Annotated in this window: 26 protein-coding genes; 12 read left to right on the forward strand and 14 right to left on the reverse strand. The window is 55.0% G+C overall.

Annotated features, from left to right (window positions below; all coding sequences use genetic code 11):
• The first annotated feature begins 16 nt into the window (after window positions 1-16).
• From WCX19_RS02055 to WCX19_RS02085, 7 genes are all read left to right on the forward strand, one after another.
• Window positions 17-475: a 30S ribosomal protein S15 gene (locus WCX19_RS02055; RefSeq protein ID WP_373004625.1), complete on the forward strand. Its 459-nt coding sequence runs from the start codon at window positions 17-19 to the stop codon at window positions 473-475.
• 27 nt (window positions 476-502) lie between these two features.
• Window positions 503-1720 (forward strand): DHH family phosphoesterase, encoded by a 1218-nt coding sequence (locus WCX19_RS02060; protein WP_373004242.1) that lies wholly within the window; start codon window positions 503-505, stop codon window positions 1718-1720.
• Window positions 1717-1968, forward strand: coding sequence for a KEOPS complex subunit Pcc1 (locus tag WCX19_RS02065; RefSeq protein WP_373004245.1), 252 nt, complete (start codon window positions 1717-1719; stop codon window positions 1966-1968). The genes WCX19_RS02060 and WCX19_RS02065 overlap by 4 nt, the downstream gene beginning before the upstream one ends.
• Before the next feature lie 23 nt (window positions 1969-1991).
• Window positions 1992-2597, forward strand: coding sequence for a 30S ribosomal protein S3ae (locus tag WCX19_RS02070; protein ID WP_373004248.1), 606 nt, complete (start codon window positions 1992-1994; stop codon window positions 2595-2597).
• Window positions 2598-2769: 172 nt separating this feature from the next.
• Window positions 2770-4005: a 2,3-bisphosphoglycerate-independent phosphoglycerate mutase gene (locus WCX19_RS02075; protein ID WP_373004251.1), complete on the forward strand. Its 1236-nt coding sequence runs from the start codon at window positions 2770-2772 to the stop codon at window positions 4003-4005.
• Between the two features lie 28 nt (window positions 4006-4033).
• Window positions 4034-4879 (forward strand): polymer-forming cytoskeletal protein, encoded by an 846-nt coding sequence (locus WCX19_RS02080; RefSeq protein WP_373004254.1) that lies wholly within the window; start codon window positions 4034-4036, stop codon window positions 4877-4879.
• A 3-nt stretch (window positions 4880-4882) separates the two neighbouring features.
• Window positions 4883-5725 (forward strand): hypothetical protein, encoded by an 843-nt coding sequence (locus WCX19_RS02085; RefSeq protein WP_373004257.1) that lies wholly within the window; start codon window positions 4883-4885, stop codon window positions 5723-5725.
• Window positions 5726-5815: 90 nt separating this feature from the next.
• Here the strand turns inward: WCX19_RS02085 and WCX19_RS02090 are convergent, their stop codons facing one another.
• The 4 genes from WCX19_RS02090 to WCX19_RS02105 all read right to left on the reverse strand — a co-directional run bounded on the left by WCX19_RS02090 (window position 5816) and on the right by WCX19_RS02105 (window position 7134).
• Window positions 5816-6166, reverse strand: a complete 351-nt coding sequence (locus WCX19_RS02090; RefSeq protein WP_373004260.1) for a DUF86 domain-containing protein — start codon at window positions 6164-6166, stop codon at window positions 5816-5818.
• Window positions 6159-6452, reverse strand: coding sequence for a nucleotidyltransferase family protein (locus tag WCX19_RS02095; RefSeq protein ID WP_373004263.1), 294 nt, complete (start codon window positions 6450-6452; stop codon window positions 6159-6161). Before WCX19_RS02095 ends, WCX19_RS02090 begins: the two co-directional genes overlap by 8 nt.
• 74 nt (window positions 6453-6526) lie before the next feature.
• Window positions 6527-6814, reverse strand: coding sequence for a zinc-ribbon domain-containing protein (locus tag WCX19_RS02100; protein ID WP_373004266.1), 288 nt, complete (start codon window positions 6812-6814; stop codon window positions 6527-6529).
• 26 nt (window positions 6815-6840) lie between these two features.
• A complete protein-coding gene (locus WCX19_RS02105) occupies window positions 6841-7134 on the reverse strand; it encodes a hypothetical protein (protein ID WP_373004270.1) in 294 nt (97 codons plus the stop codon).
• On the opposite strand from WCX19_RS02105, the gene WCX19_RS02110 reads away from it, so the two are divergent.
• Window positions 7133-7315: a hypothetical protein gene (locus tag WCX19_RS02110; RefSeq protein WP_373004273.1), complete on the forward strand. Its 183-nt coding sequence runs from the start codon at window positions 7133-7135 to the stop codon at window positions 7313-7315. The two genes, WCX19_RS02105 and WCX19_RS02110, sit on opposite strands and share 2 nt — an antisense overlap.
• A 259-nt stretch (window positions 7316-7574) precedes the next feature.
• On the opposite strand, the gene WCX19_RS02115 is transcribed toward WCX19_RS02110, so the two are convergent.
• From WCX19_RS02115 to WCX19_RS02160, 10 genes are all read right to left on the reverse strand, one after another.
• Window positions 7575-8177, reverse strand: coding sequence for a response regulator (locus WCX19_RS02115; protein ID WP_373004276.1), 603 nt, complete (start codon window positions 8175-8177; stop codon window positions 7575-7577).
• Entirely contained in the window at window positions 8177-9220 is a 1044-nt protein-coding gene (locus WCX19_RS02120) for a response regulator (protein WP_373004279.1), read from the reverse strand. Before WCX19_RS02120 ends, WCX19_RS02115 begins: the two co-directional genes overlap by 1 nt.
• Complete coding sequence (locus WCX19_RS02125; protein ID WP_373004282.1) at window positions 9217-12843, reverse strand: PAS domain S-box protein; 3627 nt, start codon at window positions 12841-12843, stop codon at window positions 9217-9219. The genes WCX19_RS02120 and WCX19_RS02125 overlap by 4 nt, the downstream gene beginning before the upstream one ends.
• Before the next feature lie 221 nt (window positions 12844-13064).
• Window positions 13065-14876 (reverse strand): PAS domain S-box protein, encoded by a 1812-nt coding sequence (locus tag WCX19_RS02130; RefSeq protein WP_373004285.1) that lies wholly within the window; start codon window positions 14874-14876, stop codon window positions 13065-13067.
• Window positions 14873-15643 carry a response regulator gene (locus WCX19_RS02135; RefSeq protein ID WP_373004288.1) on the reverse strand — a complete coding sequence of 257 codons (771 nt, stop codon included), beginning with the start codon at window positions 15641-15643 and terminating at the stop codon, window positions 14873-14875. The genes WCX19_RS02130 and WCX19_RS02135 overlap by 4 nt, the downstream gene beginning before the upstream one ends.
• Window position 15644: 1 nt before the next feature.
• Window positions 15645-17711, reverse strand: a complete 2067-nt coding sequence (locus tag WCX19_RS02140) for a PAS domain S-box protein (protein ID WP_373004291.1) — start codon at window positions 17709-17711, stop codon at window positions 15645-15647.
• Entirely contained in the window at window positions 17708-17902 is a 195-nt protein-coding gene (locus WCX19_RS02145) for a hypothetical protein (RefSeq protein ID WP_373004294.1), read from the reverse strand. Before WCX19_RS02145 ends, WCX19_RS02140 begins: the two co-directional genes overlap by 4 nt.
• 869 nt (window positions 17903-18771) lie before the next feature.
• Entirely contained in the window at window positions 18772-20847 is a 2076-nt protein-coding gene (locus WCX19_RS02150; RefSeq protein ID WP_373004297.1) for a DEAD/DEAH box helicase, read from the reverse strand.
• Window positions 20844-21653: a winged helix-turn-helix transcriptional regulator gene (locus tag WCX19_RS02155; protein WP_373004300.1), complete on the reverse strand. Its 810-nt coding sequence runs from the start codon at window positions 21651-21653 to the stop codon at window positions 20844-20846. Before WCX19_RS02155 ends, WCX19_RS02150 begins: the two co-directional genes overlap by 4 nt.
• A complete protein-coding gene (locus tag WCX19_RS02160) occupies window positions 21637-22149 on the reverse strand; it encodes an ArsR family transcriptional regulator (RefSeq protein WP_373004303.1) in 513 nt (170 codons plus the stop codon). Before WCX19_RS02160 ends, WCX19_RS02155 begins: the two co-directional genes overlap by 17 nt.
• Before the next feature lie 58 nt (window positions 22150-22207).
• On the opposite strand from WCX19_RS02160, the gene hypF reads away from it, so the two are divergent.
• The 4 genes from hypF (at window position 22208) to WCX19_RS02180 (ending at window position 26874) form a co-directional block, all read left to right on the forward strand.
• Complete coding sequence (gene hypF / locus WCX19_RS02165; protein WP_373004305.1) at window positions 22208-24442, forward strand: carbamoyltransferase HypF; 2235 nt, start codon at window positions 22208-22210, stop codon at window positions 24440-24442.
• A gap of 77 nt (window positions 24443-24519) precedes the next feature.
• On the forward strand, window positions 24520-24930 hold the full coding sequence (locus WCX19_RS02170; RefSeq protein ID WP_373004308.1) for a primase-like DNA-binding domain-containing protein: 411 nt from the start codon (window positions 24520-24522) through the stop codon (window positions 24928-24930).
• 34 nt (window positions 24931-24964) lie between these two features.
• On the forward strand, window positions 24965-25963 hold the full coding sequence (locus tag WCX19_RS02175) for a radical SAM protein (RefSeq protein ID WP_373004311.1): 999 nt from the start codon (window positions 24965-24967) through the stop codon (window positions 25961-25963).
• A gap of 296 nt (window positions 25964-26259) precedes the next feature.
• Window positions 26260-26874: a TetR/AcrR family transcriptional regulator gene (locus WCX19_RS02180; RefSeq protein ID WP_373004314.1), complete on the forward strand. Its 615-nt coding sequence runs from the start codon at window positions 26260-26262 to the stop codon at window positions 26872-26874.
• The last annotated feature ends 41 nt before the right edge of the window (window positions 26875-26915 follow it).

Raw genomic sequence — 26915 nt, forward strand, 5'->3', positions numbered from 1 at the left:
AACCGGAGGTATAACTATGGCACGAATGCACACCAGAAGAAGAGGACAGTCATGCTCTGTGCGGCCTGCGCGGAATGAGGCGCCTTCATGGTCCAACACGGACAAGGCAGCGATCGAGAAACTTATTGTCGATCTCCGCAAGGAAGGCACATCGAGCAGCATGATCGGCCTGATCCTGCGGGACCGCCACGGCGTCCCTGATGTCAAGATGGTCACCGGCAAAAGCATCGGCGACATCTTAGTAGAGAACAAGATCAGCTCCGAGATCCCCGAGGATCTCCGCGACCTCATGATCAAGGCGCTGGGGCTGCGCAAGCACCTGGAAGACAACAAGAAGGACCTGCACAACAAGAGGCAGCTCCACCTTGTCGAGGCCAAGATCCGCCGGCTCGTGAAGTACTACGTTGGCACAAAGAAGCTGCCCGCAGGTTTCACCTACAAGCCGGAGACCACTGAAATCCTGCTGTCCAGATAATTCACGTCATATCGTCTGCCGATTCCCATGTCACTTGAAGAAGCCGCAAAAACCGTCGCGGACCAGATCCGCCGCCAGCAGTACGTCGAGGTGTATGCACACCACGACGCTGACGGCATCGCAGCCGGGGCTATCCTCTGCCATGCGATGTTAAGGACCGGGATCCGGTTCCGGATGAGAATCTGTGCGGAAGTTCCTTTCGCCAGCCTCTCCCACGACGCGGCCTCGCTCCTGTGCGATCTCGGGTCCGGCATAGAGAACCTGCCCCCGGAAACGATGGTTGTGGACCACCACCTCCCGCTCTTTACCGGGCAGTTCCATGCAAACCCGAGGCTCGAAAAGATCGATGGCGACCGGGAACTCTCCGCCGCCGGCATGGCGTACATTGTCGCCCAGGAAATGGGTGACAACCGCGACCTTGCCGGCCTCGTGATACCCGGTATCATCGGCGACGGCCAGGCATTTGCCGGCAGGAACCTTGAGATCTTCAACGAAGGCGTGGCAAACGGGATCATCGTCCCGGACCGGGGCATGACGCTTCCCGGTCGCGACATGGCAGAGAAGTGGCTGCTTGCCACCTGCCCGTACCTCGAAGGGATCAGCGGCGACGATTCTGCTGTCGCTGACCTGCTCACCGGGGCACAGGGCGCAAACGGCCTGCGGCTCGATACGCTCATGAGCCTTGCGGTGCTCAAATCCGCCCCGCAGACTTCCGCAAATGGCTTATCCCTGCTCTACGGCGACACCCTGCACCTCCAGCGCGAGGTAATAGAGGACGCCCATGCGCTTACTGCCGTCATCGATGCCTGCGGCAAATCCGGACACGGCGACCTTGCGGTTGCGCTCTGTCTTCGCTCGTCAGCGGAGATCGAAAAAGCATGGGAGATTGCCCGACGGCACCACCTCGATGTGATCGGTGCGCTCAAAAACGCTCATCCCGCACACGAGGGGGAAGCGGTCTACGAGTGCCAGAATGCGACGCTCGCAAGCGACATCGCCGACGTGCTCGCCCGGGACCGGGTGCACCAAGCACCGGTGCTCGTGTATGCACGGTCGGGGGAGGCCTGCCGGATCTCGGCGCGATCCCCCCACGGCGTCACGACCGATCTCGGGCCGCTCGTCCGGACCCTTGCTGCCACATGCGGCGGGAACGGCGGGGGACACCACTCCCGTGCAGGGGCAACGATCCCCTGCGACCAGCTCGGGGCATTCGTGAAAGGATGGCAGGAGGCGCTTCTCGCATGATGCAGGTAAGTGCCCTTATTACCACCGTCCACGCGGACGCTCCAAGCGTGGCGTCATCACTGGCACCGGACAACCTCAGGGGCATGACCACCACCGCAGACGGCGACCGGGTCACGACCGTGATCCACGGCACGCAGATCCGGTCTGTCATCGCATCGGTAGACGACTACCTGATGAATCTGGCAATTGCGGATGAGACAACAGGGCTCCCGCGAAAAACGACAGGAACGAACGAAAAGAGGGAATGAAAAAAAATTAGAGAGTTGATACCATGGCAAAGAAAAAACAGGTTGGAAGAAGAGTTGAAGGCTGGAAAGCCAAGAGCTGGTACAAGGTATACACCCCCGACAACCTCGGCAAGGCGTATATCGGCGACACCATTGCAAGCGAAGTCGAGACGGTCAAGGGCAGGATCATGCAGTCTACCCTCGGCGAGATCACCAACGACTACGCAAAGCAGCACATCAAGATGAGCTTCAAGATTGCAGAAGTCACCGGCGACGCGGCATACACCGAGTTTGTCGGCCACGAAGTGACTCGCGATTACCTGCGGTCCCTTGTCAAGCGCCGCAGCTCCCGCGTGGACTGCCACACTCTTGTGGTCACAAAGGACAACAAGAAAGTCCGGCTCACGATCAGCTGCTACACCTTTGCACGGGCAAACATCGCACAGGAACACGCGCTCAGGAACGCGATCCTCGCAAGCCTTGCAACCCAGACAGCGGCATGGGACTTAACGACGCTTGTTAACGCGATTGTCTCGGGCGAGCTCTCCCGCGATCTCTTCAAGGTCGTAAAGACCCTCTACCCGACCCGCCGGGTCGAGGTTATCAAGTCCAAGGTCGAGCAGGTCGCAGCACCTATCTCTACCAAGTAAATTTTTTTGTTTTTTTCGTGATTATTATCGGGTTTTATTCGTCCGGACGACGCCGGTTCAGAGTTAGGGGTTGGTTCCATCCGGGGATTTTAACCGGGCCGGTTACGACGTACTGTTTCCCGAAGCGTAACCGGGAAACATAATTAATCCACGCGTCCAACAATCCCTAAGAATGACCGCTCATAAGATCCTGTTTCTCGTTATTGATGGGCTGGGCGACCGGCCCTGCCCGGAACTTGGAAACCTCACCCCTCTTGAAGCGGCGCACCGCCCCAACCTCAACCGTCTCGCAAAAGAGGGCGTGTGCGGGATCATGGATACGATAGCGACCGGTATCCGGCCCGGGTCAGATACCGCTCACCTCGCTCTCCTGGGCTACGATCCCCATACCTATTACACCGGCCGGGGCCCGCTCGAATGCGAAGGCTCGGGGATCCACATGGAACCGGGCATGATCGGTTTCCGGTGCAACTACGCGACACTCTCCCCCGAAGGGCTCGTGACCGACCGGCGGGCCGGGCGGATCCACGATACGGTGACCCTTTCAAAGGCGATCCAGGACGGGGTCGATCTCTCGAAGTTCGGCGTGGAGTTCGTGTTCCGGTCAGGGGCAGGTCACCGGGCAGCACTCGCCCTCAAAGGCGAAGGGCTCGGCCACTGTGTCTCCTCGAACGACCCGAAGAAGGATCACGTGGCACCCCTCACGGTTACCCCCATCAGGGCACTTGACAAGGACAAAAAGACCGCAGAGGTCTGCAACGAATTCATCCGGCAGTCAAAGAAGATCCTCTTCGACCACCCGATAAATAAGGAGCGCCTCGCACAGGGCCAGAACCCGGCAAACATCGTGCTGATGCGGGGCGCCGGTGAGATGGGGCACTTCGAGCCGTTCGGTAAAAAATACGGGATGGATGGGTGCGTGATCGCCGCTGCAAGCCTCATCACCGGTATCGGGAACGCAGTCGGCCTTGCCCGGGTCCCGGTCGAAGGGATCACCGGCTCGCAGGACAGCAATATCAGGGGGAAGATCACCGCAGCGGTAAACGAGCTCAAGACCCGGGATTTTGTTCTCGTGAACATCAAGGGGGCAGACGAGTCGGGCCATGACGGGCTTGCACTCCAGAAAAAAGCGTTCATCGAAAAAGTCGATGTCGTGCTTGAACCGCTCCTCAATCTCAACGACTGCATTATTGTTATCTGCGCCGATCACTCCACACCCTGCTGCATCAAGGACCACAGCGCAGACCCGGTGCCGGTGCTGATCCACGGCGAGGGTGTGCGGGGGGACGATGTTACTGAGTACGGGGAACGCTCGTGTGCAAAAGGCGGTCTCTGCCGGATCACAGGCGCCGGCCTCTTACCGACCGCCATCGACCTGATAAACCAGGCACATAAGTACGGGGCATGACACGGATGAGGGTGCCGGCGAGGGATCGATGAGCGGGGATTCGGTAAAGAACTGGCACAAGCACTGCCTCCTTCCCGATGGGACGGAACTCCAGGAGCACAGTATCAAGACCGACCGGGACATCGTAGTCGGCGAGTTCTGCCAGATCGATTACGGCCTGCGGGGCAAGGACGTCTACGTAGGCGAATCGACAAAGATCCACGAGTATGTCTGGGCAAGCGGCGACGCACGGATAGGAAACCTCTGCGAGATCGGGAGCGACGTGATCGCAAAACAGGACGCCTACATCGGTGAGGGTGTCAAGATCAACGGGAAACTGGTCGTGAGCGGGGCGCTCGATATCGGCGAGAAGGTGGAGATCGCCCAGGGGTTTGAGGCGACCGGCGAGATTGCGGTGCGAAACCCGATGCCGGTGCTCGTCTTTATCCTTATCTACCTCATGACGATGCTCAGGATAGAAAACGAGAAGGAACTTGACCGGATCCTTGACAACCTCTTTACCGAGGACGACGGGAAGGTGGAGGTCCCGCTCATGATCCCGGCCCGGTCAAAGCTGAACATGAAGGTCTTCTCGGTCCCGTCTTCAATGAAGATCGGGAAGAAGTGCCGGCTGCACGGTAACATCCGGGCCGGTTCGATCGATGTCCTTGAAGATACCGTGATCTTCGGCAGCCTGCGGGCACGGAGCACGATCCGCGTCGCCGGCGGGGTGACCGTGCACGGGAACGTCGAAGGCAGCGGCAAGGTGTTCGTGAAAAAAGGCGCTCATATCCTCGGCGACGTGATCGCAAAGGAGCTCTTCCTGCACGAAGAGGCAAGGATTGACGGGACCATCGAGGCCCCGCACGGGATGCACATCGAGCGGGGGGAGTAAGCCTTGAAGGCCGCAGAAATCCTCGAAGTGGACACCCTCGCGTTTATCGAACCCTCGTTTGCCGCTCTTACCGACCCGCTGTACACGGATATGCTTGCCGCAGATAACGGGGACGAGGGCAGGATGCTCGTGGACGAACACGACGACCCGATCGCGATCGCGTTCCACGAGAAGGCCGGCTGGATCGCAGGCTCGTTTCTCTGCCGGCACCCGAGCGTCGACCTGATCGATGCCTTCGAGCAGGTGAACGGCGAGATCTACCAGGAGGACCGGGCCGTCTGGGCGGCGGCAGTCCGGGAATATTTCTCCCTGTTGCTTGCCCATGAGGTGCCGTCTGCCATGGAGGACTTAAACCCGGTCCGGAAGGGTATCATCGCGGACGTGATCGCCGGGGTCTGGGGAAAGGGGAACGGTGAGACCTGCATCGACTGCGGCTGCGGATCGGGTGTCGGCTCGCTCGTACTCCGCGAGCTCGGATATACCCCGCTCTCGTACGACAACGACCCGGCGCTCCTCTCCCTTGGCATCGAGAAGGGCCGGCTGCTCCCGGAGGAGACGATGTGCCTCGACGCGACGCAGGTCGCCGCATATACCGAACCGGTGCCTAAAGCTATCGGGATCATGATGGGCGAGATTAACACGTTTTCCGCCGACATGTGGCACCAGATCGCGGCCGGGCTTTTTTCTGTGAGCCGCGAGACGCTCGTCACGGTAGGCACGGAGCCCGAGACGCACTTGATCCGGGAATGGGGAGAAGATGCGGGGCGGACGGTCGACGTGCGCGAGAGTCCCGGCGACGCGTTTTACGACCACTGGGTCTGTGTGGCGCGGCCTGCGGAAAAATAGATTTTTGTTTTTTTAGAGGCAGCGGATTTTTAAAAATCCGGTTATCTGGCAAAAACAGGTTTACGGGGATGTCGCATCCTCATTTGAGAGTTACTTCGGATATTTTTCCAGCAGACTTTTGATCTGACCTTTCAAGGGAGGCAGTTCTTCGCGGATGCTTGTCCAGAGCAGATGCCAGTCAATACGGAAATACCGGTGAGTAACAATATCCCGCACACCGGCAATACCTTTCCAGTCCACTTCAGGATGCGTAGTAACCAGGTTCTCCGGAATGTGTTTGGAGGCTTCTCCAATGATCTGGATATTGCGGACGATGGCATCCTTGGTACGTTCATCCTCCATAAGTTGATCAAAGGTCATATCCCGGGTATACTTCTCAATTTTTTCAATGGATTCGAAGATATCAAAAAGAAGAAGAGAGACCGGGCGTTTTTCAGACATAGATAACCTCCCGCATCACATCATCGCGGATAAGCGGGTGCAGGCCATCGGGAGTAACCAGATCGACTTTCATCCCGAGGCGTTCTGCAAGCAGGTCCTTAAGGTGGACAAAGGCCAGCATCCCAATGGGACGTTCGAACTCTATCATCAGATCGAGATCGCTCTTTTGTGTCTGGCAACCCTGCGAGTACGAACCAAAGATACCGATCCTGCTCACATGATACTGGTCATGGAGTTCCTGGCGCATCTCGTCAAGCTGCCGGATGATCCCACGCGTGGTATGCATATTCCTGAATTGTCTATTGGAAGTACGGGTATATGAGGGATGTGTAAAACAAGAATCCCAAAAAAATCCCTGGGTTATCTGGATCCCGCAAGCCCGGGGATCAGCCGCCGGGTGATCCTCCAGAACACCCATGTCCCGGCGGCTCCGGCAATAAGGCACAACACCGCCCGGAAACGGTATTCGATCTCCATCTTACCGGTGACGACAAAGAGGAGGAGACTGAGGGCAAGCATGACGGTAAAAAGGGCAACAATAATGATGCAGGTCTCGGCAAGCGTCCTCTCCTGCGGGGGAAGATACCCGCAGAAATGGCAGCGTGTACTCCCTTCGGGCAGCCGGGTTCCACAGTTCGGGCAGATCATATTTCGTATCTCGTTTCACCGTATAATCAGTTAAAACCGTAGGATTGCGGCGACTGGTATCTCCCGTGCCCCTTTTTGCCGCCCCCGCGCTGCTGTTTTTGTGACTTTGAAGAGGTCTCCTTCTCCATCCCCTCGCTCTCCAGCTCCGCGATGATATCGAGCGGCTCGTCCATCTTCTGGCTGAGCCGTACAATCTCAAGCAGACGCTCGATGCCGATGAAATGCTCGGACATCACGCGGGCAAGGGGAATGAGTTCAATCTTTGATCCCTTCTTCTGCACGAGCCGGTGGGCGACGAGTTCCGGCAGTACCGGTTCCATGCTGCCCACCATCTTTGCCGTGAGTAAAGAGACGCTCGTCTCGGTCGGGACCGAACCGGAAACTCACCTGATCCGGGAATGGGGAGAAGAGGCGGGGCGAAACGTCGAGGTACGCGAGAGTCCCGGCGACGCGTTTTACGACCACTGGGTCTGTGTGGCGCGGGCAGACGGGAAAGAATAGGCAAAAAGAATCCCGGTGCCCTCATCCGACAGATTGCAGAATCCAGCATCCCGGTATCATCAGCGTATGGGAGCATATCGTGTCATCCTTGAAATTGATGACACGGGATTATTGATTTTCATTCTCAAAGGAGGGACGAGAAAGAAAGGATATAATCCCGGTGATCTCTCCTTGCCCTCAAATCAGGCCGTATTTATTTGACTCCCACACTCTTTGCTATTGAGAAACGCCAGCAGAAATGCAATGGCACGGTCTGCCTTCAATGCAGAGGACTTGATGAACGAACCTGATCGGGAAACCCCAGTTTTTCATGCAACCATTGCAGCCGTTCCTCCAGTTTCTTTAAGGGGATTTGGTCTGAACACTGGCGGTCCTTGAGCCGTTTTTTGAGGTTGTTCGTGACGCTGGTGAGCCGGAGGAGACGGATATATTCGGTCAGAAATTCCGGATCCTGTCCCTCGTTCTTAACCCGGTCAATTTCCCGGCCTAAGTCCCGGTCATTCTCAATGATGCGATGGAAGGATTCACAAATCATTTTAAAATCAACAGGCTTTACGATAAAATCCTCAATGAGGCCGCCGTACTGTACGAGGTCTTCGGCAGTCGGCGTTTTTCCCGTGATAATTATTACCGGAATCTGGCTGGAGGGCGGGTACTGCCGGATCGCAAGGAGCGTCTCCCAGCCATCCATGGGTTCCATCATCAAATCCAACAGGATGAGGTCGGGTTTTTGTGTCTTTAACCACAAAAGACACTCCCTTCCTCCGGTGACCGCGTGGGACTTGTATCCATTCATCTCCAGGTACACGGTGAAAATTTCCCGTATCGCGGGTTCATCATCCACTACGAGGACGGTATCCATCAGCTGCATCTCCCGCCATTCTCCTGGGATATTGAATCTGGCACATCATCGGGATTATCCAGGTAGTGCCGGAGAAGGAACCTCTTGACTTTTCTGGACTCCACCCAGCCGCGATCCAGACGGCTGACAAGGCCGTCAATCTGCATAATCTGGCCCATAATACGCTCCCGGTACTGGTGGCAGTCGAGGTTCACATATCCCATGATTGCCTGGAGCGGGTTTCTGATCTGGTCGTTTAATGTCTGGAACTGCTCCATGTTCTTCTCGATCTGGGTTATTCCCTCTGTTTTCAGTGCCTCCTCGAATCTTTTATGGTCGGTGATATCATGATACTGGACAAATATCCGGGAGCTCTGCTCATCAGACCCGGAAATCAGGATAAGGGAGACCTCAAACCACTCATTCTGGTTCTTCTCTTCGAAACGGACAGGTCGGCCGGAACAGAGAATTTCACTGATCCGCGATTCCAGTGGGGTAAACATCCCGTCCCGGTTAAACCGGACAGTTGAATCCCCATGTACCTGGGTATGATTGTACCCGAGCCGGCGAGCCATGGCATCGTTCAGGGCTATGATCTGCCGGTTATGATCCAGGAGCATGACTGCGTCGGGGATGGCGTTTGCAAGGATCCGGATCGTGCGTTCGTTTTCTTTTGCCTGCTCCTCCAGTTCGTGGTTGTAGAGAGCGATCTCCAGGGCGGTCTGGATCTGCCGCTCGTTGAACGGTTTTAAGATGTAGCCTGAAGGAGTGGTTTTTTTCGCCCGGTCAATAATTGCCTGCGTGGCAAATGCGGTGACATAGATGATCGGGATGCTCCATCGCGAGTGGATCTCTCCCCCGGCGGTGATCCCGTCCATCGCACCCGACAGGTTGATGTCCATGAGGACAAGGTCCGGGTGGTGTTCCCCGGCAAGGGCAATTGCCTTCTCCCCCGTCTTTGCGATGCCGGAGACCTCATACCCGAATCCCCGCAGCATCTCTTTTAAGTCTTCGGCAACCAGTGCTTCATCCTCGACAATAATGATCCTGATCTTTTCTGTCATACTTCACTCACCCCTGATTTTTTGAATTCTGCATCCCTTGATACCGTAATGATAAAACCCGTTCCCTTCCCGCTGGTCTCATAGCTCAATACACCATCAATCTGTTGTACAAGGGTGCGGACAAGCGTGAACCCGGTCGTGCCGGATTCAGCCGGGTCGAGCCCCTCCGGAAGCCCCGAACCGTTGTCGTTTACGGTAAGGATAATCTGTCCGTGTTCGTCTTCTGATCCGGTGATAGTCACCATCCCACTCCTGCCATCCGGAAATGCGTTCTGGAATGCATTGATCACCAGTTCGCTTATGATGAGGGCGAGTGGCAGGGCTAGGTCGACTCCCATTTCCGTGATATCAATCCGGATGTCGCTCTGGATGTGGTGTTCTCTGGTTTCATAGGCAGAACGAATGGAACCGACAATGGAGCTGATTATATTCCGGAGGTTCACCCGGCTTATATCCTCGGAGTGGTAGATCATGTCAAACGTCGAGGCAATTGCATTGAGCCGGTTCTGCGTGTCGAAGAGTGCATCCCGTACCCGGGTATTGTTTTCACGCCGGCTTTGTATTTTCATCATACTTACGGCTAACTGGAGGGTATTCCTCACCCGGTGGTGAATCTCACGCAGGAGAATCTCTTTTTCCCGGAGCAGGAGGTGGAGCTGTTCATTAGCCTGTTTTAGTGCGGTGATGTCGCGGATGGATTCGATTGCTCCCATAAGATTCCCATCCGCGTCATAGAGAGGGGTTGCCGCAAACCAGAGGTGTGCTCCCTTGCCCTTATTGAAGTGGGGGATAAAAATCTCGGAGAACCGGGTGCTGCCTTCCTTTTTCATGACCAGGTATTTTGCAGTAACTGTCGGGTCATCGTGAAGGACGAGGTCGATGGTGATCGGACGCCGTTCGTGGTATAACGGGAGTGCATATTCATAATTCCCTTTCCCGATCATCTGTTCTGCAGGAACCCCCGTCATTTCCACCATTGCATGGTTCCATGCAATAACCTCCCCGTTTTTGTCAATGACGAACGTTGCATCCGGCAGGAAACTGATAATATCCTTCATTATGCGTTCGGATTTCTTCAGCGCTTCTTCTGCCTCTTTACGCTCCGTGATGTCCCGGAAAATTCCTTCAACCCCTTCAAGTTCACCGGAAGAATCAAAATAATAATGACTGCTCGTGGATACGGTTACCACAGACCCATCTTTTCGTCTGAGATCCACCTCAAAGTCTTCCACAAACCCATATTTTTCCATCACATCGAGCAATTTTATCCGGTCATCCGGGTTTGCATAAATTTTTTCAGCAATGTTCAATCCCAGCAATTCATCAATAGAGATAACGCCCAGCAACTTTGCTCCGGAGGGGCTTATCATAATGAGGTTCCCGTCACGGTCTGAACGATAAAAGGCATCCTGGATATTATCCAGGATACTGCGGTATTTTATCTCGCTTTCACGAAGATCATGCTCCGCCCGTTTACGCTCGGTGATGTCCCGGACATGGGCAAGTACCAGTTCCTGACCATGGTGATTGAAGGCGTGCGCACTGACCTCGACAGGGATCCTTTCACGATCCCTGGTAACATGAACCCCTTCAAATGTCGCATGCCCTTTTTCCAGCAGGTTCTTCATATTCTCGCGTATCTTCTCCCAGGTCTCCTGCGCATCGATTTCCCTTAAGGACAAACCGAGGAATTCCTCACGGGTATACTTCAGTCTGCGGCATGCCGTTTCGTTTACTTCGACAAATTTTTCCGGCAGCCCGTCGGGTGAAATTGCTATGAGGAGAATTGCATCATTTGCGTTCTCAAACACTGCATGGAACTTCTCCTCGCTGGCTTTGAGGTTCTCTTCCACCCTTTTGCGTTCAGTGATGTCAGTATGCAAACCCACGAGTCCGATAGTATGACCCTTCGGGTTCCTGATGGCGTAGGCTCTCAGGAAGATGTCCAGGATTGTCCGGTCTTTCCTGAACATCTTCACTTCGCCCTGCCAGTTTCCTCCGCCCCTGATCGTGTCGAACACCCGTTTTCCGATCGCTTTGTCTACATACGCGGTTTCGGGAGGATTATTACCGATATCACCGAACAGGCGATTGAAGGCTTCATTCTGATAATAGTGTCTCCCTTCGGGGGTTGACATGCCGATGGCATCGGAGGAATGATCCACCAGGTCCTTGAATAAATGGAGCGCCTCCTCCACCTGTTTGCGCTCGGTGATGTCCCGGACCATGGACAGAACATGGGGTTTTCCCTTGAAATCAAAAAGATGAGCGCTGATCTCGACCGGGATTCTCTGCTGGTCTTTTGTCAGGTGGATCATTTCAAAAGTAGCATTGCCTGTAGCACGAAGTGCCCTCGTGTTCTGAGCCATCCTGTTGAGGGTTTCCGGCGCCACGATATCCTTTGGGGATTTGCTGAGAAGCTCCTCGCGGGAATACTTCAGTCTGCGGCATGCTGCATCGTTTACCTCGATATAGGTGCCGGGCATCCCGGACGCATCGAACCCGTGAAGGGTGATCATGTCATTGGCATTATTGAAAAGTGTCCGTAATTTTTCCTCGCTCTCCCGGAGTGCATCTTCCGCCCGTTTGCGCTCGGTGATGTCCCGTGAAATACAGACGGTCCCGATACTATCCCCCTTTGCGTCTCTTATCACCGAACCGGAAAAACTGATGGGGATTGCGATCCCCTCCTTTGAACGGTACGAGGTTTCTAGATCCGTGACCGGCCCGCTGACAGTGATTCCGGACAGGATTGCTTCAGTGCCGGCGGGATCGGAAAAAATGGCGGAAAACGGCAGGCCGATGAGTTCCTCTTTCCTGTACCGGAGGATCTTCAGGGTTGCATCATTTACCGAAATGATCGTGTGACTGTTATCGAGCAGGATCAACGAGTCGGTCATGGTGGAGACAATGTTATCTGCCGCCATTGCAGGACTCACGACAAAAAGTTCGTATTTCCAGATCGCATACCCAATCAGAGCGAAAAAGAACAGGATAGAAATTGTCTCCGTTGTCGGGAGATTGATCTGAAAGAAAGGAAACACTATTTCGCTTACGAATGTGACGATTACGACAACACTAAAACCGATCATGATACATTTTATCTGCTTCTTCTCCTGAACCTCGGGTGTCCGGAAATAATGTCGGGTGATGAGGAGCAAAGACACCCCGAATAATCCAAACATCCATGCCAACTCGACAAGAAAGGGAAGAGGATGTGGTGAATAGCCGTATGTGTAGCCCCAGTATTTCAGTACTGGCGTGGTGGTGATCAGGTCTGTTGTCAGTTCAATGATGCTGAACAGTGCAGCAGGGGCATAGATGAGGACCGGGATCCACCGGCTCCTGCGGAGCAGGCCGGATTTTGTAAAGACGAGGGTAAAATGGAAAAAAACTGCGGGGAGAAAAGTCCAGAGTGCGGTCAGCTTCAGCCACAGGTATGCGGAGGAGATGCTGTCCGCGTCGTGAAGCATGGATTCTATGAATGAAAAGTAAAAGGCCAGTATGCAGAGAAACAAAAAGACCCGGTTGATCGGACTTTTCCGGTTCTGTGAGTAGACAAAGATCCCCACGGATAAGATAAAGATTGACGAGATGAGGATGAGGATGGCAAAAAGGTGCATAAATGATCGTCCGTTTCGTTTTTCAAGCTGTTTCCTTATTGCTATCCCGCATCAGGGGAGGGTACTTCCGTGCCGGCATGATGTTTCTGCACGCTCCCCCCCAATCGTCTCCATCCCTTGCATAAAACCCCTAACATGCCAAAAGACCGCTGCCGCTGCCAGAAAGATCCAGCGGATCTCACCGGCACGTTTCAATTTCCCATTCCCTGTAACAGTCCCGGTCATTTCACAGCTCCTCCAGTTGGTTTCTGTTCTGCCGGTTTCGGGATCGTAAACGTAAATTTCGTGCCTCCCGTGCAGTCAATCGCCACGGTGCCATCGAGCTGGCCGGCGAGCGTGCTTACGAGCCGGAGCCCGAGCGATGTCTTGTTCTCCAGCGTGATACCCTCAGGTATTCCTGTACCATTGTCTGCGACAATAAAGGTCAGGACCTGGGGATCTTCGGCAGCCGTGATGGAAATATTCCCGTCTTTTTTGTCCCTGAATGCATACTTCAGGCTGTTGGTGATGAGTTCGTTGCTGATGAGCCCAAGGGGAATAGCGGTATTGATATCCACATAGATGTCCCGGATGGTAAGATCGAACCGGATGCCTTTGTTTCCCGCATCGTACATCTGGAAGATCCCCCTCCCCAGTGCAACCATGTAGTTCCTTAAGTCGATATGGGAGAGGTCTTTACCCCGGTATAAGTGTTCGTGGACGAGCGCCATCGCCTGCACCCGGTTCTGGCTGTCTTTTAAGATTTCAATGGACCGGGGGTCATCGATCTTCCGGATCTGCAGGTTGAGGATACTGGTGATGATCTGGAGGTTGTTTTTGACCCGGTGGTGGATCTCGCGGAGCAGCGTCTCCTTCTCGGCAAGCGATGTTTTGATCTGCTCTGCCAGTTTTTTCCGCTCGGTGATATCCCGGATGTTGCACTGGATGACCTTCTTGTCATTCACCATGTAGACGTTACTGACGAACTCCACGGCTATCCGCCGCCCATCGGCAGTTTCAAGTGGCAGATCTTCGTACCGGATATATTCCTTTCGTTGCAACTCATCGAAGTTGTCTTTGCTGGCAACGATATCCTTGAAAAGCCCGATCTCCCAGAGTTTCTTTCCCAGGAACTGTTCGTGCGAGAATCCCAGCAGGTTAATTAAAAATTGATTTACACCGACAATCTGGCCGGTGTCGGCATCGAGGATGAGAATCCCATCCTGTGCCGTCTCAAAGAGCCGACGGTACCGGGTCTCTGAAGCATGCAGCAGCTTATCCTCCGCAAGTTTGCGCTCGGTATTGTCCCGAATGTTGCACTGGATGACCTTCTTATTGTTTACCGTGTAGACATTACTGGAGAATTCCATGTTGATATGTCGCCCATCAGATGTTTCGAGCGGCAGATCTTCGTACCGGATATATTCCTTCCGTTGCAACTCATCGAAGTCGTCTTTGTTGGTAACGATATCCTTGAAAAGCCCGATCTCCCAAAGTCTCTTTCCCAGAAACTGTTCGTGCGAGAATCCCAGCATGTCGATCAAAAATGGATTTGCATCAATGATTTGCCCGGTCCCGGCATCGATGATAAGGATGCCTTCCTTTGCGGTCTCAAAAAGACGCCGGTAACACATCTCTGAATTTTTCAAACCCTCTTCCACCAGTCGGATCTCGGTAACAAGATGCTGGCGGTCAAGGACCGTTTTTATCTTTTCGAGCAGTCCGTCCAGATCAATGGGTTTTATGATATAACCCGATGCGCCTGCGGTAAGTGACTGAACCGCATTTTCCACCGATGCAAAGCCGGTGATCATGATAACTGACATGTCCGGATTTGTTTGTTTGAGCGGTGCAAGCAACTGGTTACCGGTGATATCAGGGAGTTTCACGTCAAGCAGGGTCAGACTGATGAGCCTGCCCTGTGCTGCCGCGAGTGCTTCTTTACCGGTTGCCGCAGATTCCACGATATAACCTTTCTTTTTGAGAATAAGGGTCAGGCTTTTGCGTACCCCATCATCATCGTCTACGACCAGAATGCAGTTTTTTTCGCTCATGGTGCATCCGGTTCAGCAGGTGTATTGTGTTTCCTCTGCTCAATGTCATTGACAATTTTTAAGAGGGACTCCATATCGAACGGCTTATAGAGCACTGAATATGCGGATTCTTTCATCGCTGCGTCGGTCAGTGAAGCCATCTCATTCCGGTAGGCAGTAATCATTACGGCAATCACCCCGGGATGGATCTTTTTAAGGGCAAGATACGTCTGGAGGCCATTGATCGTGGGCAGTTTCATATCGATAAAAATAATGTCGTGCAATTTTTCCTGTGCCATTTTCAGGGCCTGTTCACCGGTCGATGCGATGCCGATGCGATGACCTTTGTTTTCCAGGATAACCCGCAACGATGAGGTTGTGCCAGAGTCATCATCCACTACCATGATGAGCATCCCCTCGTTTTTCCGTTTAACCTCCTCAATTGCTGCAAGGGTTTTCTCAATATCCAGAGGTTTGTAGATGATCCCATACGCACCCTCACGCAACGCTTTCTGGATCAGGTCTTCTACCGAATAGGCAGTCATCATCATGACCACCGCATCCGGCCGTATCTCCCGGATCTTTTCAAAGGTTTCGACACCATCCATCACCGGCATTTTAATATCCATGAAGATGATGTCAAATGGCTGGGCCCGTACTTTCCCGATTGCATCCAGGCCGCTCAGGGACACTGCCACGTCATACCCCTTCCGTTTGAGTACCAGAGCCATGGTCTTATTCATGCTCTCATCGTCATCAACGATCAGGATACGTGCCGGTTTTGTCATTTCAATCAGCCTTCCTTCCGCTGAACGGCAGGTTCACGGTAAACGTGGTCCCCTTTCCTTCCTCGCTCCGGACATCAAGGTGCCCCCCGTGTGCCTCGACAATGGTTTTGGTGACCACCAGACCCAGTCCGATCCCTTTTATTTTTGTGGTAAACAACGGTTCGAAGAGTTTTTTCATATTCTCTGCTGAAATACCTGTACCGGTATCTGCAAACGCAATGGATACAACCTCAGGACCAGAGAGTTTCGAGGTAATGGTTAATTTCCCGCCCGTCGGCATTGCCTGGAATGCATTGCTGATGAGGTTATCGAACACCTGCAGGAGTTTATCGGGATCGGTCTGGATTTCCGGAAGTGTTTCATCGAGATTATTGATGACGGTCACATTCCCGGGGACCGGGTTACGTTTGAGAGATTCAGTGACCACCTTTTTGACCGATTCCTTTCTTAATGTCAGGGTTTTCGGTCGTGCGAAGTCAAGAAGGCTGCTGATGATATTCTCTGACCGGGCAACCTCTTTATTGATGAGTTCGACCATCTCCTTGACATCCGGGTCTGGATTTTCCAGTGCCATATCAAGGAAATACGCAGCGTTCTTGATCGCACCCAGCGGGTTTCTTAATTCATGGCCGACTCCGCCGGCAAGTTTTCCCAGTATCGCCAGTTTCTCTTTTTTAACCAGCTGGTCTTGTGCCTCCCGCAGCTCGCGGGTACGCTCACTGACCGTCTCTTCAAGTTTCTCTAAATATTTTTTCAGTGACTCTTCGGCGTTTTTCTGTCGTGTGATGTCAATAATATTGGTGATAAAGTAAAGCGGTGCGCCTTGATCATTCCTCAACAGGGTAGTGCTGACATCTGTCCAGACAATTTTCCCGCTTTTGTGGATGTAGCGTTTCTCCATCGCATAACTGGTCCGCTCATTTGCAAGCAGACAACGGATACTTTCCCTGCTGACAGCGAGATCCTCCGGAAGGGTGATCCGTGCAAAATCAAGCTGTTGCATCTCCTCTATTGTGTACCCGAGCATGTTAGCGAATGCCTGATTAATCTTCAGCAGTCTGCCATCCGGCGCAGTGAGCGATTTTCCGACAGCGGCGCGTTCAAAGATAACCCGGAAACGCTCCTCACTTTCGCGCAACTCCAACTGGCCATTTTCCAGTTGCTCGTAATTCTGGCGGAGTTCCTCTTCGGTGGCGGTTATCTCCTCATATGCTGCTTCAAGATCCGAATTTTTCTTATTGAGCGCCTCTTCGGCTTCTTTTTGTTTGGAGATGTCGTGGAAGATCCCAAGAATTCCGGAGATTATCCCTGCATCATTACGGATGGGGGTTTTTATGGTAGAGATCCAGATTTCTTTTCCATCAAAAGGATATTTTTCTTCAAGCATTTTGATCTTACCGGAATCCATCACGGCCTGATCGTCTGCCCGGTATTTTTCTGCAAGATCATGGGGATAAAAATCAAAATCGGTCTTCCCGGTAATCGCGTCGGGAGTTATGCCGAGATCACGAGCGTAGTGATCATTGCAGGATACATAGGTGAGGGTGGTGTCCTTGATAAAAATCTTTTCGGGGATGTTCTCAACAAGGGCTCGGTACTTCTGCTCGTTTGCGAGGTGTACGTTCTCCCTCTTTTTGCGTTCAGTGATATCAACACCCTGCGCGATGGTTGCAGTAATATTCCCGTGATAATCCAGAACATTTGCCGAATTCCACAAGACTATTTTTTTGCTGCCATCGGTAGTAAGGATGGGTATCTCGACCGTTTCCCATCGTTCACCGGTAAGTGTCTTCTGGATTAACGCCATCGAGGCCTCGCGGCTTTCATCAGGAAAGAGGATGTCCAGCGTTTTTCCCAGCACCTCGTCCTGGCTTCTGCCCGTCAGGAGTTCGAATGCATGGTTGAACCGGGTTATGCGGAATCCGGTATCCCATGTGATGATCGGGACATTTGCATAATCGAACAGGTTCTGGAAATATCCCGCGGTCTCGCGGAGGGCTTCTTCCGCCCGCTTTCGATCGGTGATGTCACTGCTCATATCTTTCGGGATACTCGTACTCGGTTTCATTTTTCACCTGCAAATTCCTCTGATATCCGATCCTCCAGGTTCTTTGTCGGTTTTTCTGGGATCTTTGTCACAATTTTTACGAGAGGATCTTCCCGGCTATCGATATTCAGGAACGGCATCTGGTACCTGGAAACAATGGCCGGAATTCCCTTGGATTTTATCGGGTTGTGTGTGACCGGAGCAGATGGCACGGGGCTCACGGCAAATCCTTTTGTCTGCCCAGGGCACAAATTGCCAATATCGGGGAGAGCGGATGCCTCAACGGCATAGAGAACAGATAACGTACAGACCAGCTTCAGGAATCCTTTGTTTCATGAAGAATGTTTGCTATATGTAATAAATACTTCGTCGAAATATAAAAAAAGAAAGATTACCTGTTGCAGTGGAGATGGCTACTTAAAATTGTGGGTACAGCCGTTTTAATTTGATCCGTGCATTTTCCAAAGTAACTGCCAGTCAACCGGTTTCTGGTTATGATTTCCGGAGATTTCCCACTTTTTTGTTTCCTGCATGCATATTCCTGAATTGTTTGTTTGCCGTTGGGATATGTGGGGGATAGGGAGAAGCAGGAATATGTGAATCTCATAGAGTTTCCCTGTCCGCCATTTGCCTCTGGACTCCATCAGCAACCCGATCCAATCCGGGCTCAATTTGAGCCTCGATTGCCCTTTGATCACCCCAAAAGAAGCCCGTATCGGGCCCCGTTTCTAAATACCCTCAAATAAGCCGTATTTTGCCAATCGGACGAAATATAACGTTCACGTATTGCGATTTTAAGGCCCGATCTCCAGCCTATATGGGTTTTGCTTGATGCTGGAAATAATGGCCATTACAGGGCCGCTATGGCATGGTTAAAGGCGTTATATGGGGCTCAATTTGGGCTTTTTTTGGCAAACAGAGCACATAAAGAGCCGAAATTCCGGCTCGATCGAAACAGATGGTTTTACGAGCCCGTATTTGTCATTAAAGGGAGATTTCTGGGGGGGCTGCCCGGGGGATTAAAAATTCCCAACCGTCAACATATCAAACCCGGGCCCAAGCCGGGAGATGCTGTGCTCCATCACCGTCTCCCGTGCCCCTTTTTGCCGCCCCCGTGCTGCTGCTTTTGAGATTTTGAAGAGGTCTCCTTCTCCATCCCCTCGCTCTCCAGATCCGCGATGATATCGAGCGGCTCGTCCATCTTCTGGCTGAGCCGTATAATCTCAAGCAGACGCTCGATGCCGATGAAATGCTCGGACATCACGCGGGCAAGGGGAGTGAGTTCAATCTTTGATCCCTTCTTCTGCACGAGCCGGTGGGCGACGAGCTCCGGCAGCACCGGTTCCATGCTCCCCACCATCGTTGCGTTAATCCGGGCAAGGTCTGCCTCGTCGCCCCCGCAGGCGACCGCATTTGCCACGTACTCCTCCGAACTCTGTTCGAGGTCGTGGACAGGAGCGACCTCCTCCATCTGGCCCTTGAGGAGTTTTAACGCAATCTCCTCTTCCGTCCCCGGCTGCTCACGCGAGTAACTCCCGCCAGGCTCGGCAAGGAGCACTACGCGGCCGAGGTCATGGAAGTCCGGCCGCCCGGCCCGGCCTGCCATCTGGTTGAACTCCTGCACGGAGAGCCAGTCCCGGCCCATCGCAAGAGCATCGAAGATCACCTGCGATGCCGGGAAATCGACCCCGGCCCCGAGCGCCGCCGTCGTTACGACCGCCATCAGTTTGCCGTCAAGGAACTTCGTCTCGACCTCGCGGCGTTCCTGGCTTGAGAGTCCCGCATGGTAAGCCGCCGCCCGCATCCCGAGCGCATCGGCAATCGTGTGACACCGGGCCCGGGCGTTCGTGAAGATGATCGTCTGGCCCCGGAACCCCTTTGACGAGGTGTTCTTGTACTCCTCGGTCGTCAGTTTTTTTATCGTCGGGATCTTCTGCTTGCGCTCTGTAAAGAGCAGGAACCGTTCGAGTGCGACCGGCCGGTCGTCATACCGGACGAGCTGGCAGTTGAGTTTCTTTGCGAGCGTCTTTGGCGAGCCGATCGTTGCGGAGAGGTACAGGAACTGTGCCTGCGGGGCGAGGTACTTGAGCCGTGCGACAAGCCCGTCGAGCCGGTGGCCCCGTTCCGGGTCTTCGAGCATCTGCACCTCATCGATGACGACCGTCGCGATGTTCTGCATCCGCTGGCCGCACCGGATCATGTTGTCCACCCCTTCGTAGGTACCGACAACGATCGGCGCCTGCGGGTTCCGGTCCCCTACCTTCCGGGTCTCGGGGAGGTTGAGACGCGAGACACCGGTCAAAAGGCCGGTCTTTGCAAAAGCGCTGTACCGGTCGGTGAACCGCTCGTACTTCTGGTTCGCGAGCGCGACGAGCGGTACCAGAAACAGCATCCGGCCCCGGCCCGCAAGGTAATTTTTTATCCCGGCCATCTCGCCGATGAACGTCTTGCCACTCGCGGTTGCGGCGACAACGAGGAGGTCCTTACCAAACAACAGGCCGGCATCCACCGCAAGCTGCTGGGCCGGCATGAGGGACTCGATCCTTGAAGCGACAACAAATTCGTGCGGGAGTGGCAGCTCATCCAGTTTTGCCGTCGCGAGGACCGGGTGCGCCTCGATCCGGTCGAAGAGGGCCGACTTCATCGAGAGTTTTTCCGGTTGGACAAGCGCGAGCACCCGGTCAAGGTTCCGGGTCGCCATGAGCAGTTCCTCGAAATGCCGGAGCGTCTCCTTTCCCATGTGCCCGATTGGCGCCAGTTCGCGCCGGAGCTCCCGGAGCCCGCACTCAATGCAGATCTTCTCGCTCTTCCCGAAGATCACGAAGTTGTCATTCGTGAGCGGCGTGTACCGGTCATCAAGCAGGCAGATCCGGCAGACATCCACGGCACCGGTGCGGACCTGGAAGGCGTGCAGGAACTCTTCAAAGAGCGGGTCCGGCTTGACCATCCGAACATCGCCCTCGCGGAGCTGGCCGATCAGGTCTTTTGACGGCGTGGCCCGGTACTCCTTACGGGAACCCCAGCGGAGCCGGTACTTGACCGGGCGGGGCCCTTTCGGGGTATCGGTCATCTCGACAATACCGATGCCCTTGATATGTTTCCCGTCGTAAAAGAGGAGCTTGTAACTGCCTTTGACCGGCTGGACAATGATCTTCATGGGGCAATCAGATCGACGATAACGTACGAGAGTCCGACACCTTCAAGCCTTTTTAAGAAATCCGTGAACTCTTCGTCAACGATCACGATCACGCAGTCAATCCCATGGAACGAGGCCTCGATCACGCCTTCCCGGGCCCCGAAGAAGAGGTCGGGCTTGTGACCGGCGGCTTTGAGCGCAATATATGCCTCAAGCCCGACTGCCGCCACCATCCCTGCCGGGTGGACGAGGTCCTTTAACTTGTCCATCTGGACCCGGCGCGAGCCCCCATGCTGGATCCGGGGCACCTTGCCGATGGTGATGGTCCCTTCCCGGTGCTCGATAATTCCGTTTAACCGGGCCACGCCCACGTCCTCGTCTTTTTTTGCGTCGGCAACGACAGTGCCGGTTGCCTGCTGCTGCTTTTTTGCGGCGTATAAAAAGCCGGATTTCATGTAGACCCCGACTTCATCACCGGCGCTGAGATTTTCGGCGGCAATTGCCGTCCAGACCGAGACCTGTTGGATGATGTCGCGCCGGATGTGCCGGGCATAGGACTCCAAAGACTCGGCGTTTGCGAGTACCCACTCGATGCCGGTCTTTGTCACTTCGTAGTTGCCGCGCCCGCTCGCAGAGACCATGCCCTCATCGACGAGCTCGCGGATGTACTCGGAGATTGCCTGCGGTGTGACGCCGAGTTTGTTTGCTATCTCCTGCTGGCGCACCGCCGGCTGGTGCTCGGCAACCTCGACAAGAATCTGTAAGCGTGATACTTCGCGCTTGCTGCGCAGGATCGAATAGAGAGGATCCTTAACGTCCGGTGTCAAGCAGCACCAGCCCCTGTCCCTTCACATCAAGCGCAGGTATCCGTTTTGCAAGTCCCTTGATGAACACCGGACTGACACCGAATTTCCGGGAGAGATCGCTGATGGACGTGTTGCCGTTTCCCATTTCTGCTTCTATCTGGCCGACAATTTCACGGAGGTTCTCATCGTTTGAGAGCGAGATGTACAGGATGTCCGTGAGATCCTGCAGGCTGCACTGAAAATTTGCACGGAACTTGTTGTACGTCCCCCGGAACTCCCGTTGCGGTTTTGCTCCGGGCTTTGGCATCCTCCATTGCTCTTCGACAAGATTGCCTTTCTTTAAGACCTGAAGACAGAGCGGAACAGACTCATCGTTTACCTGCGCCTGGAGTTCTTCCTCGGTCATCCACGATTTGCTCAGCAGTTCATACACCTTCTTGAACGCAGGACTGTTGAACGTCATGAGGAGCGGAACAAGTTCTACGGGATCGTTGACAATTCGGATGTGACCCGGCACAGTAAAAACCCTATAATTATATCGCGGGTTAAATCAATAAATTTATGCGGTATAAACCATGCAAAAGAGGGGAAAAATTTCGGTTCGCGGCATCGTCCAGGGTGTCGGGTTCCGCCCTTTTGTATATGCCCGCGCCTGTGAGTGCGGGATCGCGGGATCGGTAAAGAACCTCGGGAGTGAAGTGGAGATCTTCGCCCGGGGGGAGCAGTTCGACACTTTTCTTGCAGCGGTCTCCCGGGGCCCGCCGATGTCCCGGATCGATTCAGTTGATGTGACTTTTACAGACGCGGAGATCCCGGACGGTTTTGTGATCCTCAAAAGCGGGACCGGCTCTTTTTCCGGCATGATCCCGCCCGATATTGCGATCTGCGACGACTGTATCGCGGATATTTTTTCCCGGGGCGGGAGATACGAGGGCTACTGGGCGACCTCCTGCGTGAACTGCGGGCCCCGGTACAGTATCATCAAAGAGATCCCGTACGACCGGGAGCGGACGAGCATGGACGCATTCCCGATGTGCGAAGCGTGCGCGGAGGAGTACGGCGATCCGCACTCCCGGCGCCACCACGCCCAGACGATCGCCTGCCAGGCCTGCGGCCCCGGGCTCCGGCTCATGGATACAACCGGCGCCGATGTCCCGTGCACCGACCCGGTCCGTGAGGCAGCGGCGCTGCTCGATGCCGGGAAGATCCTCGCGATCCGGGGGGTCGGCGGGTTCCATCTTGCTTGCGTTGAGGAGTCATCGGGAGAACTCAAATCGCGCCTCGGCCGGATCGAGCAGCCGTTCGCGGTGATGGTGCGCCCGGGAGTTATCGACCAGATTGCCCGGGTCTCAAACGCGGAACGCGAACTACTGGTAAGTCCCGTCCACCCGATCGTGGTGCTGGAGAAACACGATCACGCCTCGCATGCCACCATCAGCAACCTGCACACGATCGGCTGCATGCTGCCCTACACCGGGCTTCACCATCTCCTCTTCTCGCACCTGCAACACCCGCTCCTGATCATGACGAGTGCGAACATGCCCGGCTACCCGATGATCACCGATACGGACGTGGCGCTCGCAAAACTCGCACGGGACGCGGACTATTTCCTCGTCCACAACCGGACCATCACGAACCGGGTGGACGACTCGGTCGTGCGGGACGGCTATATCCTCCGGCTCTCCCGGGGGATCGCCCCGAAACGGACGGCGATCGATCTTGGGCCCCGCTGTATCCTCGGCGTCGGCCCGGAGCTCAACGCGAACGCGACGATCTACAAAGGAGGTTTTGCCGTCACCTCTCCCCACGTGGGAAATGTCCGGAACCCGGCGACACTCGAATATTTGCAGGAGACCGTCGCCAAGCTCTCGCGACTGCTCGGCGCACAGTACGATATTGTCGCCCACGACCTCCACCCCCAGTTCCTCTCCACCCGGTTTGCAAAGGAGATCGCGGCAGAGCGGGGACTCGAACTTGTCCCGGTCCAGCACCACCGGGCCCATATCGCGGCGACGACAACCGAACCCTGTATCGGGATCGCAATCGACGGCGTCGGGTACGGGGACGACGGCACGGTCTGGGGGGGCGAGGTCTTCGCCGGGCAGGTACCGGACCTTACCCGGGTCGCCCACCTCGAACCCGTGGCGATGCCGGGCGGCGACCTTGCGACGAGGTTCCCGGAGCGGATGCTGTACGGCATCCTGCCGGATGAGGAGTGCCTTGCACTGCTTGCCGGCCGCGGCTGGTCGGATGTCGAACTTGGCGTGATAAAAAAACAGGTCGCGACCAGTTTCAATGTCACGATGACGAGCAGCACCGGCCGGGTCCTTGACGCGGCCTCTGCCCTGCTCGGGATCTGCCGGGAGCGCACCTACGATGGCGAACCGGCGATGAAACTTGAAGCGGCGGCCGTGGGCGGGACACATGAGGTGTGGGAGCCGGTCTTTTCCACCATTGGCGGCTGCGAGTGTCTCTCGACCCGGGCGATCCTCAAAACCGCCCTCTCGCGGTATTCCCGCGCACCGGCCGGCGACAAAAACGCTGTCCGCGACATTGCGGCATCGATCCAGTTCAACCTCGCCAGAGGGATCGCCACTCTCGCCCTCCACGCGGCAGAAAAAGAGGGCATTTCCCGTGTCGCCTTAAGCGGGGGCGTTGTTGCGAACCGGGCGATCCGGGAGACCCTCCGTGCCGAAGTTGCCGGGGCCGGGCTCACCCTTGTCATCAACGATGCGTACCCGCCCGGTGACGGGTGCGTCTCCTTTGGCCAGTGCGTCTGGGCAGGAACGCTCCTTAAGGACCGGAAATAAACCCCGGCCCTGCAGGGCAGTCCTAAAAAACAAGCATTTTATCTTGACGGAAGTACAAAGATGAGATCAGGCAAGCGATGTATCCGCTCGATATAATTCAGGAACAGGAAAAGAGGCTCCAGAGCCTGGAAAAGGAGCTCGTCGAGCTCCGCCAGGGTCTCGCGGCGGTGCACGATTATTTCCTCGATATCAAGGCCGCGGCCGATGAGAAGAGTGTCAGTGCCGAACTCACCTTCGGGATTGTCCGGCCCCTTAAGGAAGACGATGCGGAGTTCGAAGGCATCTGGGATTTCCACCAGAAACTGCTTGTAACCGATCCTTCGGGTTCCATCCCGCTCGATATCATGTACGATACCTTCTCCCAGTTCTGCCGCAAAGAAGGCAAAAAGCCGGTGGACAAGGATGCATTCGAGTACCTGCTCCCGCAGATGGAAAATCCCCGACCGGTGATCTTCCGGGGAAAATGGCAGGGATGCAGGTTCCGGTAAACGGCAGCCGGACCTTTACGGGCATGGAGAAGATATGACACATGTCCGCATCACGGCTGAATCGGATATTCCCCTTGTCGGGTCGCTCTATTTTGGCATTATTGACCGGGGCACGAGCCTCTTACAGGTACGGCCGAGCTGCGGCTGCAACCTGAATTGTCCCTTCTGCTCGGTCGATGCCGGGCCGTGCTCGACAACCCGGGCCACCAGTTACGAGGTTGAACTGGACTATCTCCTCTCCGCCGTCGAAGAGATTGCGCCATTCAAGGGAACAGGCGTTGAGTGTCACATCGATTCCCCGGGCGAGCCGCTCATGTATTCCCGGATGCCCGAACTCGTCGCAGCGCTCAAAAGCATCGACGCGGTCTCGGTCGTCTCGCTCCAGACAAACGGCACGCTTCTTGACGAAAAAAAGATCGCGGCACTGGCGGACGCCGGGCTCGACCGGGTCAACCTCTCGCTGCACGCAATCGACCCGGCACTCGCCCGTACTCTCGCCGGAGTGGACTGGTACGATATCGACAAGGTTTGCGGCGCGGCAAAAGCGGTTGTGGCGAGTTCCATGGATCTCCTCATTGCGCCGGTCTTTATGCCGGGTATCAACGATGCCGAGATCCCGAAACTGATCGCGTTTGCACGGGAATGCGGGGCAGGAAAACGGTTCCCGCCGCTCGGCATCCAGAAGTTCGAGCGCTACCGGTACGGCCGGACACCAAAAGGGGTCAAAGTCCAGAGCTGGTGGCAGTTTTACAACCGGAGCATCAAGGAGTGGGAGAAAGCGTCCGGCCTGCACCTCCGGCTCGATCCGGGCCGGGACTTCGGCACCGTACGGCGTCCCTCGCTCCCGCAGGTGTTTGTCAAAGGCGAGAAGGCAACCGTCGAGATCCGGGCACCGGGCTGGATCCACGGGGAACAGCTCGGTGTTGCCCGGAACCGGGTGGTCTCGGTCTTTAGCTGCGATAAAGAGTCCGGGCAGGTCAGGGTAAAGATCGTCGCAGCGAAGAACAACATCTACGTAGGCGTGCCGGTATAGGACGGACGCCCCTTTTCTTTTTTACTGTGACCAGAATCCAGACGGGTCGTCACCCCCGGACCAGCCTGGTGCCGACACCTGTGAGAGGGTAAGGAGTGTCTTTTTTTTACGACAGGGGTATGTCGCAGCCCAGGCCGGAAAAATCCGGGGATGATCTCACGGAAATGCCTTTTTCCGCTTCCCAACATACTATACATCATTTTACTATATTAAACTGTTGTTCAGTTATTTGGCCATACGTTCAGATAACACACCAAAAGGTGAATATAGCGTGAACACCAAGTTCAGGTACATCCATGCCACGGATCAATCCCGAATACCGGAACGTTGCAAAAAAGAAGATCATCGCTGCCACCTTAGAGATCGCCCACGAGACCGGGTGGGACGCGGTAACGCTGGAGACGGTCGCCCGTAAAGTTGGCGTGACCAAGGGTGCCCTGTATACCTACTTCGAGAACTGTGATGCGCTCATGGAGGAGGCCGCCTTCGAGCTCATAAAGACCCTGAAATGTTCCTTAAAGACTGATAGTGCAGGTAACGAGGCAGATATCCATGAGGTGCTCAGCCAGATCGCGGATGCTATCTTCACCACCAAGGATCCGGTCGCACCGATCTTCATGCAGGCCCTTGCACGGGCTGCCCAGGACGCACCGTTCAGGGAGAGGATCGGGAAACGGTACGACGAGACATTAATCTCGCTCCATGAAGAGTTCCAGAAACGGCAGAAAGCCGGGCAGATCCCCGAAGAGGTCGATATAAAAACCGCAGTCAGGGCGATCTACGGGCTGACGCTCGGCCTCGCGTTCATCTACCATATGCTCGGGAAGGACCGGCGCGAGGCAAAGAAGGACTGGCTGGAATCGGCAGAACGGATCCTGTTAATAAGTCCCGGCACCGGCGACCGGTTATAACTTTTTTTCCCGATCCCTCAGGTCAGGTATTCCGGCGGCGC

The organism is Methanoregula sp. (assembly GCF_041663825.1).
Taxonomy (GTDB): domain Archaea; phylum Halobacteriota; class Methanomicrobia; order Methanomicrobiales; family Methanospirillaceae; genus Methanoregula.

What these genes read in the sequence shown, in the direction of transcription:
- WCX19_RS02055 (WP_373004625.1), top strand. Translation starts at nt 17, where the DNA reads ATGGCACGAATGCACACCAGAAGAAGAGGACAGTCATGCTCTGTGCGG.
- WCX19_RS02060 (WP_373004242.1), top strand. Translation starts at nt 503, where the DNA reads ATGTCACTTGAAGAAGCCGCAAAAACCGTCGCGGACCAGATCCGCCGC.
- WCX19_RS02065 (WP_373004245.1), top strand. Translation starts at nt 1,717, where the DNA reads ATGATGCAGGTAAGTGCCCTTATTACCACCGTCCACGCGGACGCTCCA.
- WCX19_RS02070 (WP_373004248.1), top strand. Translation starts at nt 1,992, where the DNA reads ATGGCAAAGAAAAAACAGGTTGGAAGAAGAGTTGAAGGCTGGAAAGCC.
- WCX19_RS02075 (WP_373004251.1), top strand. Translation starts at nt 2,770, where the DNA reads ATGACCGCTCATAAGATCCTGTTTCTCGTTATTGATGGGCTGGGCGAC.
- WCX19_RS02080 (WP_373004254.1), top strand. Translation starts at nt 4,034, where the DNA reads ATGAGCGGGGATTCGGTAAAGAACTGGCACAAGCACTGCCTCCTTCCC.
- WCX19_RS02090 (WP_373004260.1), bottom strand. Translation starts at nt 6,166, where the DNA reads ATGTCTGAAAAACGCCCGGTCTCTCTTCTTCTTTTTGATATCTTCGAA.
- WCX19_RS02095 (WP_373004263.1), bottom strand. Translation starts at nt 6,452, where the DNA reads ATGCATACCACGCGTGGGATCATCCGGCAGCTTGACGAGATGCGCCAG.
- WCX19_RS02100 (WP_373004266.1), bottom strand. Translation starts at nt 6,814, where the DNA reads ATGATCTGCCCGAACTGTGGAACCCGGCTGCCCGAAGGGAGTACACGC.
- WCX19_RS02110 (WP_373004273.1), top strand. Translation starts at nt 7,133, where the DNA reads ATGCTGCCCACCATCTTTGCCGTGAGTAAAGAGACGCTCGTCTCGGTC.
- WCX19_RS02105 (WP_373004270.1), bottom strand. Translation starts at nt 7,134, where the DNA reads ATGGAACCGGTACTGCCGGAACTCGTCGCCCACCGGCTCGTGCAGAAG.
- WCX19_RS02115 (WP_373004276.1), bottom strand. Translation starts at nt 8,177, where the DNA reads ATGGATACCGTCCTCGTAGTGGATGATGAACCCGCGATACGGGAAATT.
- WCX19_RS02120 (WP_373004279.1), bottom strand. Translation starts at nt 9,220, where the DNA reads ATGACAGAAAAGATCAGGATCATTATTGTCGAGGATGAAGCACTGGTT.
- WCX19_RS02125 (WP_373004282.1), bottom strand. Translation starts at nt 12,843, where the DNA reads ATGCACCTTTTTGCCATCCTCATCCTCATCTCGTCAATCTTTATCTTA.
- WCX19_RS02130 (WP_373004285.1), bottom strand. Translation starts at nt 14,876, where the DNA reads ATGAGCGAAAAAAACTGCATTCTGGTCGTAGACGATGATGATGGGGTA.
- WCX19_RS02135 (WP_373004288.1), bottom strand. Translation starts at nt 15,643, where the DNA reads ATGACAAAACCGGCACGTATCCTGATCGTTGATGACGATGAGAGCATG.
- WCX19_RS02140 (WP_373004291.1), bottom strand. Translation starts at nt 17,711, where the DNA reads ATGAAACCGAGTACGAGTATCCCGAAAGATATGAGCAGTGACATCACC.
- WCX19_RS02150 (WP_373004297.1), bottom strand. Translation starts at nt 20,847, where the DNA reads ATGAAGATCATTGTCCAGCCGGTCAAAGGCAGTTACAAGCTCCTCTTT.
- hypF (WP_373004305.1), top strand. Translation starts at nt 22,208, where the DNA reads ATGCAAAAGAGGGGAAAAATTTCGGTTCGCGGCATCGTCCAGGGTGTC.
- WCX19_RS02170 (WP_373004308.1), top strand. Translation starts at nt 24,520, where the DNA reads ATGTATCCGCTCGATATAATTCAGGAACAGGAAAAGAGGCTCCAGAGC.
- WCX19_RS02175 (WP_373004311.1), top strand. Translation starts at nt 24,965, where the DNA reads ATGACACATGTCCGCATCACGGCTGAATCGGATATTCCCCTTGTCGGG.
- WCX19_RS02180 (WP_373004314.1), top strand. Translation starts at nt 26,260, where the DNA reads ATGCCACGGATCAATCCCGAATACCGGAACGTTGCAAAAAAGAAGATC.